The following is a 15,053-nucleotide window of genomic DNA, read 5'->3' on the forward strand; positions in this document are numbered from 1 at the left end:
TAAATTTGAATAAAATATTATAGTGTGTTATCTTTAAAATAGGAACAATCCATGGAGGTGGATCATTTGTTTGAAATTGGCGACAAGATTGTATATCCGATGCATGGTGCAGGCGTAATCAATGCCATTGAGGAAAAAGAGATTCTAGGGAAAACGCAGCAATATTTCATTATGGCTTTTCCAGTAAAAAAATTGCAGCTAATGATTCCAATAGCGAAAATGGATAAATCAGGGATGCGGCTCGTACTGAATATGACCGCTATTGAAAAAGTAATGGACATGTTTCAGCAGGGAGAAATCGATCGGTCATTGACATACAAACAAAGATACAAGATCAACACCGACAAAATGAAAACCGGGATGACAAGAGACGGAGCTGAAGTCATCCGCGATTTAATGCTGGTTAAAAAAGAAAAAGCATTAAACTCAAATGAAAAAACGATGCTTCGAGATGCTATGCAATTTCTCGTCAGCGAGCTCAAACTAAGCAATAGCATGACGGAACCTCAGGCGGCTGACTTATTACATGACCGGCTTAACTGGGAAAAGAATGCCGGTTAAACAAATGCCATGATGAAAAAAGCTGAGAAGCTTTTTTTTATTTGAAAAAAACAGAAAACTCAAGAAGGAAAAATCAAAAATTATTTCTTTTCTAAGAAATTACATGTCAAAAGTCTTGAATGAAAGAAGATTGATAGTTGCAATGACCTATTCTCTTCCTCCATAATAAAGAAAGAATGTACCTTATAGAATGTGGAGGATCACTATGTTTCCTTTCCTTAAAGATAAAAAAGAAAAAGAATTTAAAGCCGTAATACAGTTTCCAGAAAAATCCGCCATTGCCGCTTCCGCAGACGACGGTTTAGCGCCACGCCTTTACTATATGGGTTATACGCAGGAGCAGGTGGACATGCTTCGGAAAATAGCACCGGTTATGAATGAAATCTTGGACGACGTGCTTGAAACGGTGTTGGATCATTTGGTAAAAAGCCCGGAAATGGCGCAAATTGCGCAGGATCATTCCAGCAGAGAAAGACTAAAAAAAGTATTCGCTGACTATTTCCGCAGCTTGCTGACAGGAAAAATGGATGAATCGTTTTTACAGATGCGCCAGCGTATGGGGCAGACTCATAATCGGTATTCTGTCCCGGTTACTTGGTTTGTAGCATCCTATTCTGCTTTTAACACACTCATTATTCCAAAAGTCGTTGAGCATTTTCAAGACGACCCTGAACAACTTTCAAAAGCTATTCAGGCGATTACGCATGCCATGAACTTGGATGCACAAATGGTGATTGATCAATATATGAACGTCCGGCTTCAAGAATTAAAACGGGCAAACGAAGCCAAAAGCACCCTTCAGCAGGAAATCGTCTCCGTCAGTCAGGAAGTTGCTGCATCTGTTGAGCAGACAGAAGCGGCTATTTCAGATACGAGTTCAAGAGCGTCGCAAATTTTGCAGGAAACCGGCCAAACAGAAAAAAGCAGTAAAAACCTGGTCGGGTTAACCGTCCAAAATGAAGAACAAATGCAAGAAATGGAAGGACAGTTTAAACAGTCGACCCAAAAAGTCAGCGCTTCTTTAGTAGGAATCAGTGAACTGAAACATACTTCAGAAGAAATTATCAGCATTACAAAAGGCATTGAAGACATCGCGGATCAGACAAATTTGCTTGCTTTGAATGCATCAATTGAAGCGGCACGCGCCGGGGAGCATGGCAAAGGGTTCTCGGTTGTTGCCAGTGAAGTACGGAAGCTTGCCGAACATTCCAAGGTGATGAGCAACAGCATCAATACATTAATCGGTCAAAACAATACGAACATCACCCGGCTTGTCGGCCAGATGGAAGAAGTAAATCAGTCAAATGAGCAGTCACAATTGAAACTACAGCAGGTCAAAGGCGGACTTTCTACTGTTAAAATGGAAATGGAAAACTATTTGACGATGTTTGGACGAAATAAAGAAGATCTTGATCAAATTGTCCTGTCTATTCAGGAAATTAGCCAAACGACAGAAGGACTGTCGAAACTGACAACCAATCTGCTCGAAAAAGCGGAACAAACGATGTAATCCACAAAAGAGTGTTTGAGAGTCTATCAACGGACTTCCGGATACTCTTTTTTTGTACAGTTAATGGAGTCATTGATTAATAGAACGAGTGAAACTATAATGGGAATAAGTGTTTGTGACGACATATGTGCTTCCGTGGATTGCGCTGTACTGGCTGGTCCGGCTTGCGAAAGCAATTGAGAAGGGAAGAGTTTAACATGACGATTCAATATTGTTTTGATACGGGCATTACAGCTGAAAAGTTATCCGAGGTGTTCCAATCATCCGGCATTCGCCGCCCCGCAGACGATCTGCCCCGACTGCAAAAAATGATTGATCATGCCGATTTGATTGCGGAGGCGTGGAAAGAAGACGAGCTTATCGGTGTAGCGCGTGTGGTGACCGATTTTTCCTATTGTGCGTATATATCGGATCTTGCAGTGAAAAAAGAGATGCAGGGACTCGGAATTGGCGCAGCGCTGCTTGAACGTGTGAAAGGCACGCTTGGTGACGAGGTGACGCTTGTTTTGCTGTCAGCACCGAATGCGATGGATTTTTATCCGAAGCAAGGGTATGAAAAAGCGGACAACGCATTTCGGATTATGCGGAAGAAGTAATCTAATTGGAAAAAGGGGAATTTGACATGACACATTTTTTGTTTAATCAATTAGCGTTTGTCCGCGGCCAGGCGTTAAAAGCGGCGAAAGACATTAGCGAAGAAACCTCGTTAATTGTACCGAATCGGTTTAACAACAATATTAAATGGAACCTTGGACACATTTATCTCGTGCAGGAGCGGTTTGCGTTTTATTTTATCGGAGAAGAAATGGTGCTGCCGGATTCTTTTCATGACTGGTTCGGCCGCGGAACAAAACCGGCAGACTGGCAGGGAGAGGTGCCAAAAACCGATGAATTGCGGGCGCTTTTAGAGCAGCAGACAGAGCGAATTGAGCGGCAGATCGGACACCGTATGTCAGAATCCACAGCCGAGCCGTTCGTGACATCAGCAGGCATGAAGCTGTCAACCGTTGAAGAATTTTTAACATTCAGCCTGTATCATGAGGGGCTTCATACCGAAACGATTAAATCCATTAAACGGTTTTTATAAAGCCAAAAAGCGGGTTTCCTATGAGAAACACGCTTTCTTCTACCCGTTAAAATTCCTGTATCATCAGGATGCTGATCAAAAAAGAAAGGACAAGGAAAAACGCCAGAACTGCACCGAGCAGCGTTTCATTGTGACCATCTTTGCCGGCCTGCACCTTTTTCAGCAATGAGGCAGCCGTTAGAAAAAACAGGACGGCTAGAATGGACGGGACTAAAAAAACAGAGGCAATCATTTAAAAACCTCTTTCTTATTGTAGTTTTAATTCCATTATTTGTTTGATATCATTGTAGCACGAATTATTTATCGGACAGGGGGGCAGTCGATGATTCAGCTTGCTTATTTCACACGTGATGATTTTGCGCAGTTGATGCAATGGATTCCGACTGAGGCATTTATGATTCAGTGGGCTGGTACCGGCTTTACATTCCCGCTTCATGTTCATCAGCTGGAAAACTATATAAAGGAAGCAAATCATTCAGGTGCGGATACGTTTGTTTACAAAGCGATTCATCAAGAAACCGGGCGTGTTATTGGTCATATTTCCTTAAAAATCGACCGGCGCAATGAGTCGGCGCGAATCGGGAAAGTGCTGATCGGTGATGAATCGATACGTGGGGAGGGAATGGGATTACACGTTATTGAAGCAGCAGTGGACATGGTCTTCAGCACATTCAAGCTGCACCGTGTCAGCCTCGGTGTATTTGATTTCAACCGTGCGGCGCTTGCTTGTTATGAAAAAGCGGGATTTCAAAAAGAAGGCCTGCTGCGTGATGCCCGCAAAGCAGGGAACGAATTTTGGAACCTATGGGAAATGAGTTTACTTGAAGAAGAGTGGAGAAAACGGTCTTCTTGAGACCGCATGAACAACGTTTGAAAAGAATGGACGTTATATACATGTGTTTCATTAACCAATTTTCTGTCATTAAGTGATCCTGAATTTAGAAAAACGAGTTGATCGCGTGTATCCAGCAACGTCTGTAACCGCTTTTTTATTTGGAAGCACGCCGAACAGAATAATGGATAACAATGAAGGGATGATTAAATGAGGTGAAAGCAAAACGCAAGAAACGGGTCTTGATTTTCGTTTTATTCTTACTTCTGCTGATTCCGTTTTCGTACGTTCAAAACAATATCTTGACGGTTACGGAAATCCAGGTTGAATCACGAGAGATTCCACTCGGGTTCGATGGATATCGGATTGTCCAGCTGTCGGACCTTCACAGTAAACTATTCGGAGACAATCAACAGGTGCTGGTGGAAAAAGTAAAAGCGCAGCGTCCGGATGTCATCTTTTTCACAGGAGACTTAATTGACCTTCGGCGGGGTAACGAACAAGCCGGATATAAACTGATGGAAGAAATGGTTAAAATCGCTCCGGTTTATTTTGTAACAGGCAACCATGAGTGGCAGGTATTTACGGAAAAAGAAAAAAGACTGCAAAAAATGAGTGTAAATGTTTTGCGAAATGAGCGTGTGAATCTTCAGCGTGAAGGAGACACCATTCATTTGATCGGCATTGATGATCCGTTAATAACTGAAACAGAAGAAGCGCTCAAGAAGTCGGCGCAGACAGGGGAAAAGCTGGATCGATACACGATTTTGCTTTCGCACCGCCCCGAGTTGTTTTATGACTATGTGGAAGCTGGCATGGATTTAACATTTACCGGCCACGCGCACGGCGGACAAATCCGCATTCCATTCGTTGGCGGATTGTTTGCGCCGGGGCAGGGGTTTTTCCCAAAATATACCGCTAGTGCGCATACGAGGGGCTCGTCGACGATGATCGTTAACCGCGGTCTCGGCAACAGTATGGCCCCGCAGCGTATCTTTAACCGGCCGGAAATTGTCGTAACAGAGTTGAAAAAAACACGCTAAAAAAAGCGGTCTGCTTGTGCAGCCGCTCCTTCTTATTTATTTCGAAACGCCATGCGCCCATTTAGTATTTGGTTCGGGCTTTTTAGTTGAAACATGCCTGCTTCTTGTGAATAGTCGATCTTCACTTCTTCGTCATAAAAAACCATTTTGGGTTTTTCCACTAAAATCGGCATGTCATTTGTTTGAAGCAGCACATCGTGATCGGCATCCGCCTCGTCCACGTACCAAAGAGTCGGGATGCCGTTCAGCACGCAGCCGTTCCCTTCCGTGTCCCACTTCAGTTTTAAAATGCCGTCTTCGCGATTTTTTAGCGCATGTATTTTTTCGGAAGCTGCTGGTGTAATCGTAATCTCCATCATATACCCGTCCTTTTTCTTTTCAGTATAGCATACAGCATGTCAGCCGTCTTTTTTTGGTTACTCGATTATCGTTCACATAAAAAGGGAAAGCGGTATAATAAGGAAAGAGGCGTGAGATAGGGGATGATGATATGGATCGAAAAGATCGGGCACTTTATGAAGAAATCAATGAAAAAGCAACAGATATAAGCAAAAAATGGTTTGATACTCGTCAAAAAATGGACGGATCCGTTTATGCGAAAAATGCCGATACAGCCATTGAAAAACAGCTGAGGGAACAGCACCTTTTTACAATTCAGACAATTGCGAGCGGATTTCTTCCAGATCAAGAATTGTTTGACGAAAACCTGTCTCAGTGGACAAAAATTGTGGTCCAAAGCCGGCTTGAATGGGATACGCCCATTTACGAAGTAATTGCCGCAATTAATAAAACGAGAAACCTTATTTGGGATTTTATTACAGATTACAGTCTGGTCCGCGAAGAAATTGAAAAAAAGGATGTATTACGCTGGAGTGCGATCTATCATCCGATTTTGGATATGCTCATTAGCGAATTTTCCACACAGTATTACCGGCTGACCCGCAGTCGATTAAAAGGGCAGGAAAGGCTGATTGAAGAAATAGACTCGCCCGTTATTCCCGTATCAAAAGGAATTGCCGTATTGCCATTAATCGGTATAATGGATGAAAGGCGTGCGGCGTCCTTATTTGAGTCCGTTCCGGTAAAATGTGTCCAAAAGCACATAACGCATCTTGTGATGGACCTTTCCGGCTTGAACAACATCGACACCTTTGTGGCCAATCAGTTGTTTCAATTAACACAATCACTTCAGCTGCTTGGAGTGGAAACCGTTCTTTCCGGCATTCGTCCGGAAGTCGCGCAGACCGCTATTCACTTAGGTTTAAACTTCAGCCAGATCAAAACGTTCCACGGCCTGCCTCAAGCGCTGGTTCATTTAGGATTTGGAAAATAAATAAGAAAGAGCAGTTCAGTTTTCGGTGCACCCCGGTTTTTGAACATCGAAACGGTTAACATCCTTCTTTGATTTATGCCAACCATCTTGTTCACACCAGTCATTATCGGATTATCTATTTAGTATGGAAAAAGTTTAATAATCGCAATAAAGCCCGGATCACATAATGATCCGGGCTTTTCATTTTCGTTATTCTGTTTCTTCTTCCGTTTCTGTATCTTCCATTTCTGTGTCTTTTGTTTCCGTTTCTTCCATGTCAGTGTCGGTATCTGTTTCTTCTTCCTCAGCGCCACAGCCCGCCAAAACACCAAGTGTCAAAAACGCAGCCATCCCGCCAGTAACGAACTTTTTCTTTAAAATAGAACCCAAACCGAAAACCTCCTCAGAAAATGTAAGATGAAAAGCACTATTCCATTTCCCGAATTCAAGAAGGGTAAACAAATTTTTGCTATATTTACATATTCTTTACATTACATTAAAACAAACAAAAAAGGGGGCGTTCCGGATGGGCATTCGGAACGCCAAACAATGCACAATGAATCGGTGGGGTAAAGCTAAAGTGATAATGATTATCATTACCGGTTACAACTATTATCTTATCCGCTTCTTCCAATTTTGTCAATAAGTAATTGAAAATGATTTTCAAGTAATTTAGAAAGAAAAAGAAAAACAGGCGCTTTCTTTTCTAGATAAGTTTGTTTCTTCATTAAAAGGAGACGTGGCTGAAAAAGCAAAACTGAATTTATCAACCTATGCAGAACAGCTGAAAGAGGAATGGATGAATAAAAAGTAATGCCAATATGAGCAATCATTGAAACAAAATGTTACTTCATTCGTATAAAAGAGGAGCGAATGGAGTGGATGATTGATGAAAAAAGAAATAAAAGAACCGGAACAGTGTATTTCCTCACGTGCAGTGGCCATGTGGCGGATGAGCCGGATGATTGGCCACGTTATTGCGCTGCTTATTTTGGCAGCACTGATCGGAATGGATATGGCGTTTCATTGGTGGAACTGGATCGGCTGGGTGCTGTATGGACTGGTTGGGCTCACGGTTTTATCCGGTATTTATTCGATTGGTGTGGAACCGGCCATTTTACAGAGCACGTGGCGCTACGATGTAAGCGAAGAGTACATACAGCTGAAGCATGGAGCGCTGACACACGTTCACGTGCTTGTTCCAATGACAAAAGTGGAATATGTCACGACTAATCAAGGGCCGATTATGCGGAAGTATGGATTATACAATATTCAAATTGGCACGATGGCATCGTCTCATCATATTCCGGCTGTGCCGGAATCAGAAGCGCTTGCTTTGCGGGAACAAATTGCCCGGCTTGCGCAAGTAAAGGACGGCGAATAGGATGAAAAAGCGTCTTCATCCCATTCGAATTCTTTTCTCAATGTCCTATATGGTGAAAAATTTATTTTTCCCCGCCATCTTTTTATTTGTTTTTCATTCGGCTGCTGAAGCGAAGTGGGTCGTTTGGGGCCGATATGGTTTTTTCATTTTTATCCTGTTCAGCATGATTGGAGCGGTTTTAACGTGGTGGACGTTCCGGTATGAATTTCGTGAGCAGACGCTTCACGTTCACAATGGCATTTTCGTGAAGTCAGAACGGCACGTGCCGCTTGAACGCATTCAAAACGCTCATCGGCACACATCCTTTTTTCACAAGCTGTTTCGTATGACATCTTTATCGCTTGAAACAGGCGGGGACGAAGCATCTGTAAAACTTGATATGATCCTGTTAAGAGAAGCAGATGGTATTGAACAAATGCTGAACGAGGAAATGGAAGAAGATACACGAACGGTTCATTTTAGCGTGACCAGCCGTGAGCTTTTCAAAGCATCGTTTACTTCGTTTAGTTTTTTTGCGATTATTCCGATTCTCGCTTCCGTTTATTTCACAATTGATGAATTCTTTAAGCTGAGTGGATTGACACGCGAAGTGGCTGATTATGTGATGGCGGCGCTTTGGCTGCTCGTTCCGATTATTTTCGCTTTTTTTGTATTCGGTGCGGCGGCTGGCATCATTACGACTTATTTACGCTATGGGAACTTTAAAATTATGTCGGATGAGGAACGGATTTACTTGAAAAAAGGTGTGTTGAATGAAACGCTTTTTACGATTACAAAAGAAAAAGTGCAAGCGGTAAAATGGAAACAATCGCTGTTAAAACGATGGTTTGGACTGGTCGAGGTGGAGCTGATCAGTGCCGGAAACACAGGAGAAGAAGAGCTTGAGACGAATTCATTGTTTCCATTTTTACCAGTGGGGGAAGCAGCGCGTATCGTAGAAGAACTGCTTCCGGAATATAAAATAGAAATGGAGATGGAAAAGCTTCCACGCGAGGCACTTTGGATTAAGCTCATGCGGCCAAGTTATCTATGGATGATTGCTACAATTATATTGCTTTGGTGGCAGCCGGCTTATTGGTACGGTTCGCCGATATTGCTTATGCTGCTGCTGTTTGGCAGATGGCTCGAGTTTAAGCAGGCCCGTTATTTAATCAATGGGTCCTTTTTGCAAATGAAATCCGGGATTTTCACAACGGAATTGCTGGTCACAACCCGTGAGAAAATACAGGAAATCGATGTGAAAGAAGGGCTGCTGCAGCAAAAGTGGAATTTGTCGACGATCCGTATTGCCAACCGGGCAAAGCCCGTCCATTATGCTGCCATGATGGATGTACCGGTTTCTGTTGCGAGCGCATTTTATGACTGGTATGCAAAACGGAAATAAAAAATCCGCCCTGGCTCAAGAGGCCGGGGCGGATTTTTTATCGAATAACGGCCGTTGTTAAGCCATTTTTCGCTGTCATTAAACGGGCAAGATAAGCGATGACAATGACCGCATAAATAATCAGCCATACATTGATTGTTCTGTGGATAATCGCCATGCCGAGGAATCCGGCAGCAAGCAAATAATATGTCATTGGCAGGAGGACACGGCGGATGAGCGCACCTTCTTTACCGATTAGTCCGACTGTCGCGGAAGCTGCGACAACATTATGCACGCAAATCATATTACCGGCCGCACCGCCGACAGCTTGAAGCGCCACAACAATGCCGGACTGCTGCACATCAAGACCGATATTGCCGGCCGCTCCAAATTGGAACAACGAAAACATCATGTTGCTGAATGTGTTGCTTCCGGCGATAAAAGCGCCAAGTGCGCCAACGGCAGGTGCCGCGATCGGCCAGAAATCACCGGCAACAATAGATACACTTTCCGCCAAAATAAGCGGCATGTTTTGCCCAGCTAAATACTCTGTTGCCGCATTAACTTTATCCGCCGCAAGCGACGTGTTCAAGAAAATTTTGATCATCGGGACGGCGAAAATAAGGGCGACTCCGGCTGAAACAGCCGTTTTAAATGAATTTTTCCACGCGGCTGTGTACGCTTTTGTGTTCATCTTATGAAGGAAAAAGGTCAAAACAGACACAACGATAAAAACAAAGCCCGGCAAAAAAAGCGGCGTTGACGTTGTTGTAATACCAGAGCCGAATGTATTTTCGAACACAAGAGTAGGCGCTTTTAAAGCCGCCGTTAAAGGCTCGACTGTACGCGATGCAACAAGCAGCCCGGCAACCAAAATGTACGGAAGCCACGACATGCCCATTGAGATTGACCGCTGTGATCCTTCTTCGCGTTCCGGCTCATGATTCAGCTTGCCGAACCAGTCTTCTTCCCACTGGCTTCTTGGCGCAAAATCAAATACTTCATCCTTTGGCATAAACAAGCCTTTCTTCGCAGCTGGAACAACGATCAACAACGCAACAAGTGCACCGAGCAGCGAAGGGAATTCCGGACCAAGAAGCACGCCGATGATGTAGTAAGGAAGAGTAAAGGAAATTCCGGCAAATAGGGCGAATTTCCATACTTTCAATCCTTCACGGAATGATTTATTTGGTCCAAAGAAACGAGTCAGTGTTGCTACGACAAGTAAGGGAATTAACGTTCCAACAATCGCATGAATCATTGCCACATTAGACGTTATGTACATTAAATACTCTGCATAGTTCATTCCTGTACCTTGCAGACCGGAAAGTACTGCAGGCTGATCTGTTAAGCCGGTGTTGACGCCAATCTGAATTGGTGTTCCGATTGCACCAAATGAGACAGGTGTACTTTGGATAATGAGTGACACCATAACGGCAGCCATCGCTGGAAAACCGATAGCGACTAAAAGTGGCGCGGCGATCGCAGCGGGTGTTCCAAATCCGGCAGCGCCTTCAATAAAGGAACCAAACAGCCAGGCAATTAAAATCGCTTGAATGCGGCGATCTGGTGAAATGCCGATAAACCCACGGCGAATCGTATTAATGGCACCGCTTTCTTTTACGGTGTTTAATAAAAGAACAGCACCAAAAACGATAAAGATAACTTCCAAAGCAGTAATGACGCCGTTAAAGGCAGCACCTGCAACAACATTGCCGTCCGTCCCCCAAACGAATAAGGCAAGGGCGGCTGTAACAACTAACGCAACAGGCATTGCACGGTTGGCCGGCCAGTTTAAAATAACTAGAAAAAACATAATGGTTAGTATGGGCACAATCGAAATAAGTGATAATGTAAGCAAGCTCATTCTTTTTTCCCTCCCTAAGTAAGCGATTTCAATTATAAATTGATTAGGTCATCAGATGACCTGTTTTGATTATACGGGTAACGTTTTCAAAAAATCAATAAAAATTTTTCTTTGTTGTGTATATAATAGACGAGAGGTGAGGTCGACGTTGAAATATAAACAAATTAAACCGAAAAAAATATATGAAGAAGTAGCGGACACGCTGCTTGATTCGATTCGCTCTGGTGAATTACAGCCGGGTGAAAAGCTTGATTCTGTTCAGCAGCTGGCTGAAAGCTTTCAAGTCGGACGGTCTGCGATTCGGGAAGCACTCACATCACTTCGAGCGATGGGGCTTATTGAAATGCGGCAGGGAGAAGGCACGTACGTAAAAGCATTTGAACCTGGAGGGATTGCCTTTCCGCTGCAACGTGCTCTTTTAATGAATCAGGCAGATCTGCAAAACTTGATGGAAGTACGCAAAATTTTAGAAACAGGCATTGCTGTTTCGGCTGCCAGACGGCGTACAGATGAAGATATTGCGGCGATGAATGAAGCTCTTTCCGACATGGTCGCTTATTCGGGCGATCCAGAAAAAGGAGAAAAAGCGGATTTGGCCTTTCATTTAGCGATTGCCTCATCAGCCGGAAACGATTTACTGCTCAGCTTGATGAATCATGTATCCGATATGACCGCCGAATCAATGCGGGAAACGCGGCGCATTTGTTTATACGAAGCGAGTGCCACAGTTGAACAGTTAAATCAGCAGCACGATGCTATTTTCAAAGAGATTCATGCAGGTAATCCGGAAGAAGCCCGTACAGCCATGGCCGCTCACTTGGACTATGTCGAAAACGTGTTGCGAGACTATATGAAAATGAATTGACATCGCACTATTTTGAGTGATTTCGCACAAAATTTATCAAAATCGCACCATTTCATCTGCTTTCGCACCAATTGTGAAAAAATTGCTCGTTAACCAGGTAACATTGCACCACTTTAGGAAAAAGCCGCACATAAGCCGGCTTTTTTTTGTATGCAAGAAAATCATTGGAAAATGAAAGCGTTTGTTGTATCATAAAAAGAAATCATATTATACAGGTCATCAGATGACCTTACTTTTGGGGTGAGCAACGTGAAGGTTACGCTTTTTATCACATGTATCGTCGATATGTTTCAAGCAGATGTGGGCAAAGCAACAGTAGAAGTGCTTGAGCGGCTTGGCTGTGACATTGAGTTTCCAATGGGGCAGGTGTGCTGCGGCCAGCCGGCATATAACTCGGGCTATGTAGAAGATTCAAAAGACGCGATGAAAAAAATGATTGCAACATTTGAAAACGCGGAAGTGGTTGTGACGCCTTCTGGTTCATGTGCAACGATGTTTAAAGAATACCAGTACATTTTTCATGATGACCCGGTTTGGCATCCGCGTGCGGAAAGATTGGCCGCGAAAACATATGAGCTGACTGAATTTATTGTCGACGTGCTGAAAGTGAAAAATGTCGGGGCGAAGCTGAACGGTGTGGCAACCTATCATCCATCGTGCCACATGACACGCCTTCTCGGTGTAAAAGACGCGCCGATGACATTGCTTCAAAACGTCGAAGGGCTTCAGTTTGTTCCTCTGCCAAATGCGCATAACTGCTGTGGCTTTGGCGGCACGTTTTCTGTAAAAATGGGCAATATTTCCGAGCAGATGGTTGACGAAAAAGTAGATTCAGCAGTACAAACAAAAGCAGACTTCTTAATTGGCGCGGATGGAGGCTGCTTAATGAACATCGGCGGCCGAATTGAACGAAGAGAAAAACCAATCCGCGTCATGCACATCGCGGAAGTGTTAAACAGCCGGTGAGGGGGATAATAACATGGCAATGAAAATCGGTGAAGGCAAATTTAAAGACAACGTCAATAAAAATATGGAAGATACGTTTATGCGCGGCGCGGTGGCCAGCGCACAAGAACGGCTCCGCACACGCCGGCTCGATGCGGCGGAAGAACTCGGCAACTGGGAAGAGTGGCGGTCGCATGGAGAAGAAATCCGCAAGCACGTGTTAGATAACCTGGACTACTATTTGCATGAGCTGACCGAAAATATTCAAAAGCGCGGCGGGCACGTGTTTTTTGCTGAAACGGCTGATGAAGCGAATTCGTATATTCGGGAAGTCGTCAACGGGAAAAATGGCAAAAAAGTGGTCAAAGCTAAATCCATGGTCACAGAAGAAATCGGCTTAAATCAAATTTTGGAAGATGAAGGGTGCGAAGTGATCGAAACGGATCTCGGCGAGTACATTTTACAGCTTGATGAGCATGATCCACCGTCTCACATCGTCACGCCGGCGCTTCATAAAAACAAAGAACAAATTCGCGACGTGTTTGCCCAAAAGCTTGATTACAAGCTCACATCAAAACCGGAAGAACTGGCGCTTCACGCTCGTAAAAAGCTGCGCCAGGAATTTTTAACAGCGGACATCGGCATCACCGGCTGCAACTTTGCGATCGCGGAGTCCGGATCTGTGGGACTTGTGACAAACGAAGGAAACGCGGGTCTTGTATCAGACATGCCGAAAACGCAAATTACGGTAATGGGCATGGAGCGGATCGTGCCGACATTTGAAGAATTCGACGTGCTTGTGAGCCTGCTGACACGCAGTGCAGTCGGTCAGAAATTAACAAGCTACATCACAGCCCTGACAGGCCCTCGCGAGGAAGGGGACGCTGATGGACCGGAAGAATTCCACCTTGTCATCGTGGATAACGGACGTTCGAAAATTTTAGGAACGGAATTTCAGTCGGTGCTGCAGTGTATTCGCTGTGCGGCGTGCATTAATGTCTGCCCGGTGTACCGTCATATTGGCGGCCACTCTTACAACTCGATTTATCCAGGACCAATTGGCGCTGTGCTCACACCACTTCTCGGCGGCTACGATGACTTTAAGGATTTGCCTTACGCATCAACGCTTTGTGCCGCTTGTACGGATGCCTGTCCGGTGAAAATTCCACTTCATGAGCTGCTGCATAAGCATCGGCAAGTTATCGTCGAGCGGGAAGGGCGCGCTCCGATTTCAGAAAAACTGGCGATGAAAGCATTCGGGCTTGGCGCAGCATCTAATCCGATGTATGCGGCCGGCTCTAAGATGGCCTCTGCGATGATGAAGCCGTTTACGAAAAACGACCGTATTTCAAATGGGCCTGGACCGCTGAAAGCGTGGACGGAAATCCGCGAATTTCCAGCGCCGAACAAAGAACGGTTCCGTGACTGGTTTAAAGAACATGAAAAAGGAGGCGGCGAAAAATGATCCACCACCGTGATTCTTTTTTAAATAACGTGGCCGCTCAGCTTGGCCGCAGCCGCAATACAAGCGTGAAGCCGGAGCGAAACTGGCAATTCCGTCCGCAGGATAAAACACTTGCGGACAAGTCACCAGACGAACTGATGAACGTGTTTCGCGACCAATGCCAGCTTATTCATACAGAACTTATTGAAACGACCGGCGAAAAATTAGCAGACGTACTGGAAGCGACGGTTAATTTATATGGCGGTGGCCCGGTCTCCATTTGGCAGGATCCGCGCTTTGCTGAGTTTGGTCTTGGCGGATTGATCAACGAAATGTGGCCGGCACGCAACGTTGAAGTAAACGAATGGGATGCTGCCCGCGGCAAGGAAAATGTGGCGGAAGCGGAACGAGCGAATATCGGCATTACGTTCAGTGACATGACACTTGCGGAATCCGGCACAGTCGTTTTATTTTCCGGTGCAGGAAAAGGCCGTTCTGTCAGCTTGCTGCCGCATAAGTATATTGCGATTATCCCGAAAAGCACGATTGTCCCGCGCATGACGCAGGCGGCGCAGGAAATTTCCCGCCGCGTTCAGGCAGGGGAAACCATTCCTTCGTGCATTAATTTCATCACAGGTCCAAGCAACTCCGCCGACATCGAAATGAACCTCGTGGTTGGCGTGCATGGACCTGTGAAGGCCGCTTATATCGTGGTGGAAGATTGCTAGGAAAAAGAAACGTCACAGCTATTCACGCTGTGGCATTTTTTTTTGTGGAAATTCCGTTTTACGATCAGATTGAAAACGATTACAATAAAAGAGGTTTTAGAAAGGTGGGTGA

At 44.6% G+C, this 15,053-nt stretch carries 17 protein-coding genes; 13 read left to right on the forward strand and 4 right to left on the reverse strand.

Annotation, left to right across the window (positions count from 1 at the left end; all coding sequences use genetic code 11):
* The first annotated feature begins 51 nt into the window (after positions 1-51).
* The 4 genes from VQ00_RS01805 to VQ00_RS01820 all read left to right on the forward strand — a co-directional run bounded on the left by VQ00_RS01805 (position 52) and on the right by VQ00_RS01820 (position 3,158).
* Positions 52-561, forward strand: a complete 510-nt coding sequence (locus VQ00_RS01805) for a CarD family transcriptional regulator (RefSeq protein ID WP_046178407.1) — start codon at positions 52-54, stop codon at positions 559-561.
* Between the two features lie 205 nt (positions 562-766).
* Positions 767-2,071 carry a globin-coupled sensor protein gene (locus tag VQ00_RS01810; RefSeq protein ID WP_046178408.1) on the forward strand — a complete coding sequence of 435 codons (1,305 nt, stop codon included), beginning with the start codon at positions 767-769 and terminating at the stop codon, positions 2,069-2,071.
* Between the two features lie 197 nt (positions 2,072-2,268).
* Positions 2,269-2,667 carry a GNAT family N-acetyltransferase gene (locus tag VQ00_RS01815; protein WP_046178409.1) on the forward strand — a complete coding sequence of 133 codons (399 nt, stop codon included), beginning with the start codon at positions 2,269-2,271 and terminating at the stop codon, positions 2,665-2,667.
* A 26-nt stretch (positions 2,668-2,693) separates the two neighbouring features.
* On the forward strand, positions 2,694-3,158 hold the full coding sequence (locus tag VQ00_RS01820) for a DinB family protein (RefSeq protein ID WP_046178904.1): 465 nt from the start codon (positions 2,694-2,696) through the stop codon (positions 3,156-3,158).
* A gap of 46 nt (positions 3,159-3,204) precedes the next feature.
* Here VQ00_RS01820 and VQ00_RS01825 read toward each other — a convergent pair whose 3' ends face one another.
* A complete protein-coding gene (locus VQ00_RS01825) occupies positions 3,205-3,390 on the reverse strand; it encodes a hypothetical protein (protein WP_046178410.1) in 186 nt (61 codons plus the stop codon).
* A gap of 90 nt (positions 3,391-3,480) precedes the next feature.
* Here VQ00_RS01825 and VQ00_RS01830 point away from each other — a divergent pair, with 90 nt between their 5' ends.
* On the forward strand, positions 3,481-4,011 hold the full coding sequence (locus VQ00_RS01830; RefSeq protein ID WP_046178411.1) for a GNAT family N-acetyltransferase: 531 nt from the start codon (positions 3,481-3,483) through the stop codon (positions 4,009-4,011).
* Positions 4,012-4,205: 194 nt separating this feature from the next.
* A complete protein-coding gene (locus VQ00_RS01835; protein WP_046178412.1) occupies positions 4,206-5,033 on the forward strand; it encodes a metallophosphoesterase in 828 nt (275 codons plus the stop codon).
* A 32-nt stretch (positions 5,034-5,065) separates the two neighbouring features.
* Here the strand turns inward: VQ00_RS01835 and VQ00_RS01840 are convergent, their stop codons facing one another.
* Positions 5,066-5,392, reverse strand: a complete 327-nt coding sequence (locus tag VQ00_RS01840) for an iron-sulfur cluster biosynthesis family protein (protein WP_309143098.1) — start codon at positions 5,390-5,392, stop codon at positions 5,066-5,068.
* Positions 5,393-5,523: 131 nt separating this feature from the next.
* Here VQ00_RS01840 and VQ00_RS01845 point away from each other — a divergent pair, with 131 nt between their 5' ends.
* Positions 5,524-6,366 (forward strand): STAS domain-containing protein, encoded by an 843-nt coding sequence (locus tag VQ00_RS01845; RefSeq protein ID WP_046178413.1) that lies wholly within the window; start codon positions 5,524-5,526, stop codon positions 6,364-6,366.
* A gap of 189 nt (positions 6,367-6,555) precedes the next feature.
* On the opposite strand, the gene VQ00_RS01850 is transcribed toward VQ00_RS01845, so the two are convergent.
* Positions 6,556-6,735 (reverse strand): hypothetical protein, encoded by a 180-nt coding sequence (locus VQ00_RS01850; protein WP_046178414.1) that lies wholly within the window; start codon positions 6,733-6,735, stop codon positions 6,556-6,558.
* 499 nt (positions 6,736-7,234) lie between these two features.
* On the opposite strand from VQ00_RS01850, the gene VQ00_RS01855 reads away from it, so the two are divergent.
* Entirely contained in the window at positions 7,235-7,729 is a 495-nt protein-coding gene (locus VQ00_RS01855) for a PH domain-containing protein (protein WP_046178415.1), read from the forward strand.
* Between the two features lies 1 nt (position 7,730).
* Positions 7,731-9,113: a PH domain-containing protein gene (locus VQ00_RS01860; RefSeq protein WP_046178416.1), complete on the forward strand. Its 1,383-nt coding sequence runs from the start codon at positions 7,731-7,733 to the stop codon at positions 9,111-9,113.
* A 37-nt stretch (positions 9,114-9,150) separates the two neighbouring features.
* Here VQ00_RS01860 and VQ00_RS01865 read toward each other — a convergent pair whose 3' ends face one another.
* Positions 9,151-10,959: an L-lactate permease gene (locus tag VQ00_RS01865; RefSeq protein WP_046178417.1), complete on the reverse strand. Its 1,809-nt coding sequence runs from the start codon at positions 10,957-10,959 to the stop codon at positions 9,151-9,153.
* A gap of 148 nt (positions 10,960-11,107) precedes the next feature.
* On the opposite strand from VQ00_RS01865, the gene VQ00_RS01870 reads away from it, so the two are divergent.
* The 4 genes from VQ00_RS01870 to VQ00_RS01885 all read left to right on the forward strand — a co-directional run bounded on the left by VQ00_RS01870 (position 11,108) and on the right by VQ00_RS01885 (position 14,941).
* A complete protein-coding gene (locus VQ00_RS01870; protein WP_046178418.1) occupies positions 11,108-11,824 on the forward strand; it encodes a FadR/GntR family transcriptional regulator in 717 nt (238 codons plus the stop codon).
* 249 nt (positions 11,825-12,073) lie between these two features.
* Positions 12,074-12,790, forward strand: coding sequence for a (Fe-S)-binding protein (locus VQ00_RS01875; RefSeq protein WP_046178419.1), 717 nt, complete (start codon positions 12,074-12,076; stop codon positions 12,788-12,790).
* A 13-nt stretch (positions 12,791-12,803) separates the two neighbouring features.
* Positions 12,804-14,234: a LutB/LldF family L-lactate oxidation iron-sulfur protein gene (locus tag VQ00_RS01880; RefSeq protein WP_046178420.1), complete on the forward strand. Its 1,431-nt coding sequence runs from the start codon at positions 12,804-12,806 to the stop codon at positions 14,232-14,234.
* The gene (locus tag VQ00_RS01885) at positions 14,231-14,941 is read left to right on the forward strand and encodes a LutC/YkgG family protein (protein WP_046178421.1); all 711 of its coding nucleotides are present in this window, start codon (positions 14,231-14,233) and stop codon (positions 14,939-14,941) included. The genes VQ00_RS01880 and VQ00_RS01885 overlap by 4 nt, the downstream gene beginning before the upstream one ends.
* Positions 14,942-15,053: the final 112 nt, after the last annotated feature.

This window comes from Domibacillus tundrae, from assembly GCF_000970675.1.
GTDB classification, from domain to species: domain Bacteria; phylum Bacillota; class Bacilli; order Bacillales; family Domibacillaceae; genus Domibacillus; species Domibacillus tundrae.

Bases quoted from the DNA above. Each gene is read 5' to 3' on its own strand.
- VQ00_RS01840 (WP_309143098.1), bottom strand. From the start codon at position 5,392: ATGATGGAGATTACGATTACACCAGCAGCTTCCGAAAAAATACATGCG.
- VQ00_RS01855 (WP_046178415.1), top strand. From the start codon at position 7,235: ATGAAAAAAGAAATAAAAGAACCGGAACAGTGTATTTCCTCACGTGCA.
- VQ00_RS01880 (WP_046178420.1), top strand. From the start codon at position 12,804: ATGGCAATGAAAATCGGTGAAGGCAAATTTAAAGACAACGTCAATAAA.
- VQ00_RS01865 (WP_046178417.1), bottom strand. From the start codon at position 10,959: ATGAGCTTGCTTACATTATCACTTATTTCGATTGTGCCCATACTAACC.
- VQ00_RS01845 (WP_046178413.1), top strand. From the start codon at position 5,524: ATGGATCGAAAAGATCGGGCACTTTATGAAGAAATCAATGAAAAAGCA.
- VQ00_RS01815 (WP_046178409.1), top strand. From the start codon at position 2,269: ATGACGATTCAATATTGTTTTGATACGGGCATTACAGCTGAAAAGTTA.
- VQ00_RS01885 (WP_046178421.1), top strand. From the start codon at position 14,231: ATGATCCACCACCGTGATTCTTTTTTAAATAACGTGGCCGCTCAGCTT.
- VQ00_RS01805 (WP_046178407.1), top strand. From the start codon at position 52: ATGGAGGTGGATCATTTGTTTGAAATTGGCGACAAGATTGTATATCCG.
- VQ00_RS01830 (WP_046178411.1), top strand. From the start codon at position 3,481: ATGATTCAGCTTGCTTATTTCACACGTGATGATTTTGCGCAGTTGATG.
- VQ00_RS01820 (WP_046178904.1), top strand. From the start codon at position 2,694: ATGACACATTTTTTGTTTAATCAATTAGCGTTTGTCCGCGGCCAGGCG.
- VQ00_RS01810 (WP_046178408.1), top strand. From the start codon at position 767: ATGTTTCCTTTCCTTAAAGATAAAAAAGAAAAAGAATTTAAAGCCGTA.
- VQ00_RS01825 (WP_046178410.1), bottom strand. From the start codon at position 3,390: ATGATTGCCTCTGTTTTTTTAGTCCCGTCCATTCTAGCCGTCCTGTTT.
- VQ00_RS01860 (WP_046178416.1), top strand. From the start codon at position 7,731: ATGAAAAAGCGTCTTCATCCCATTCGAATTCTTTTCTCAATGTCCTAT.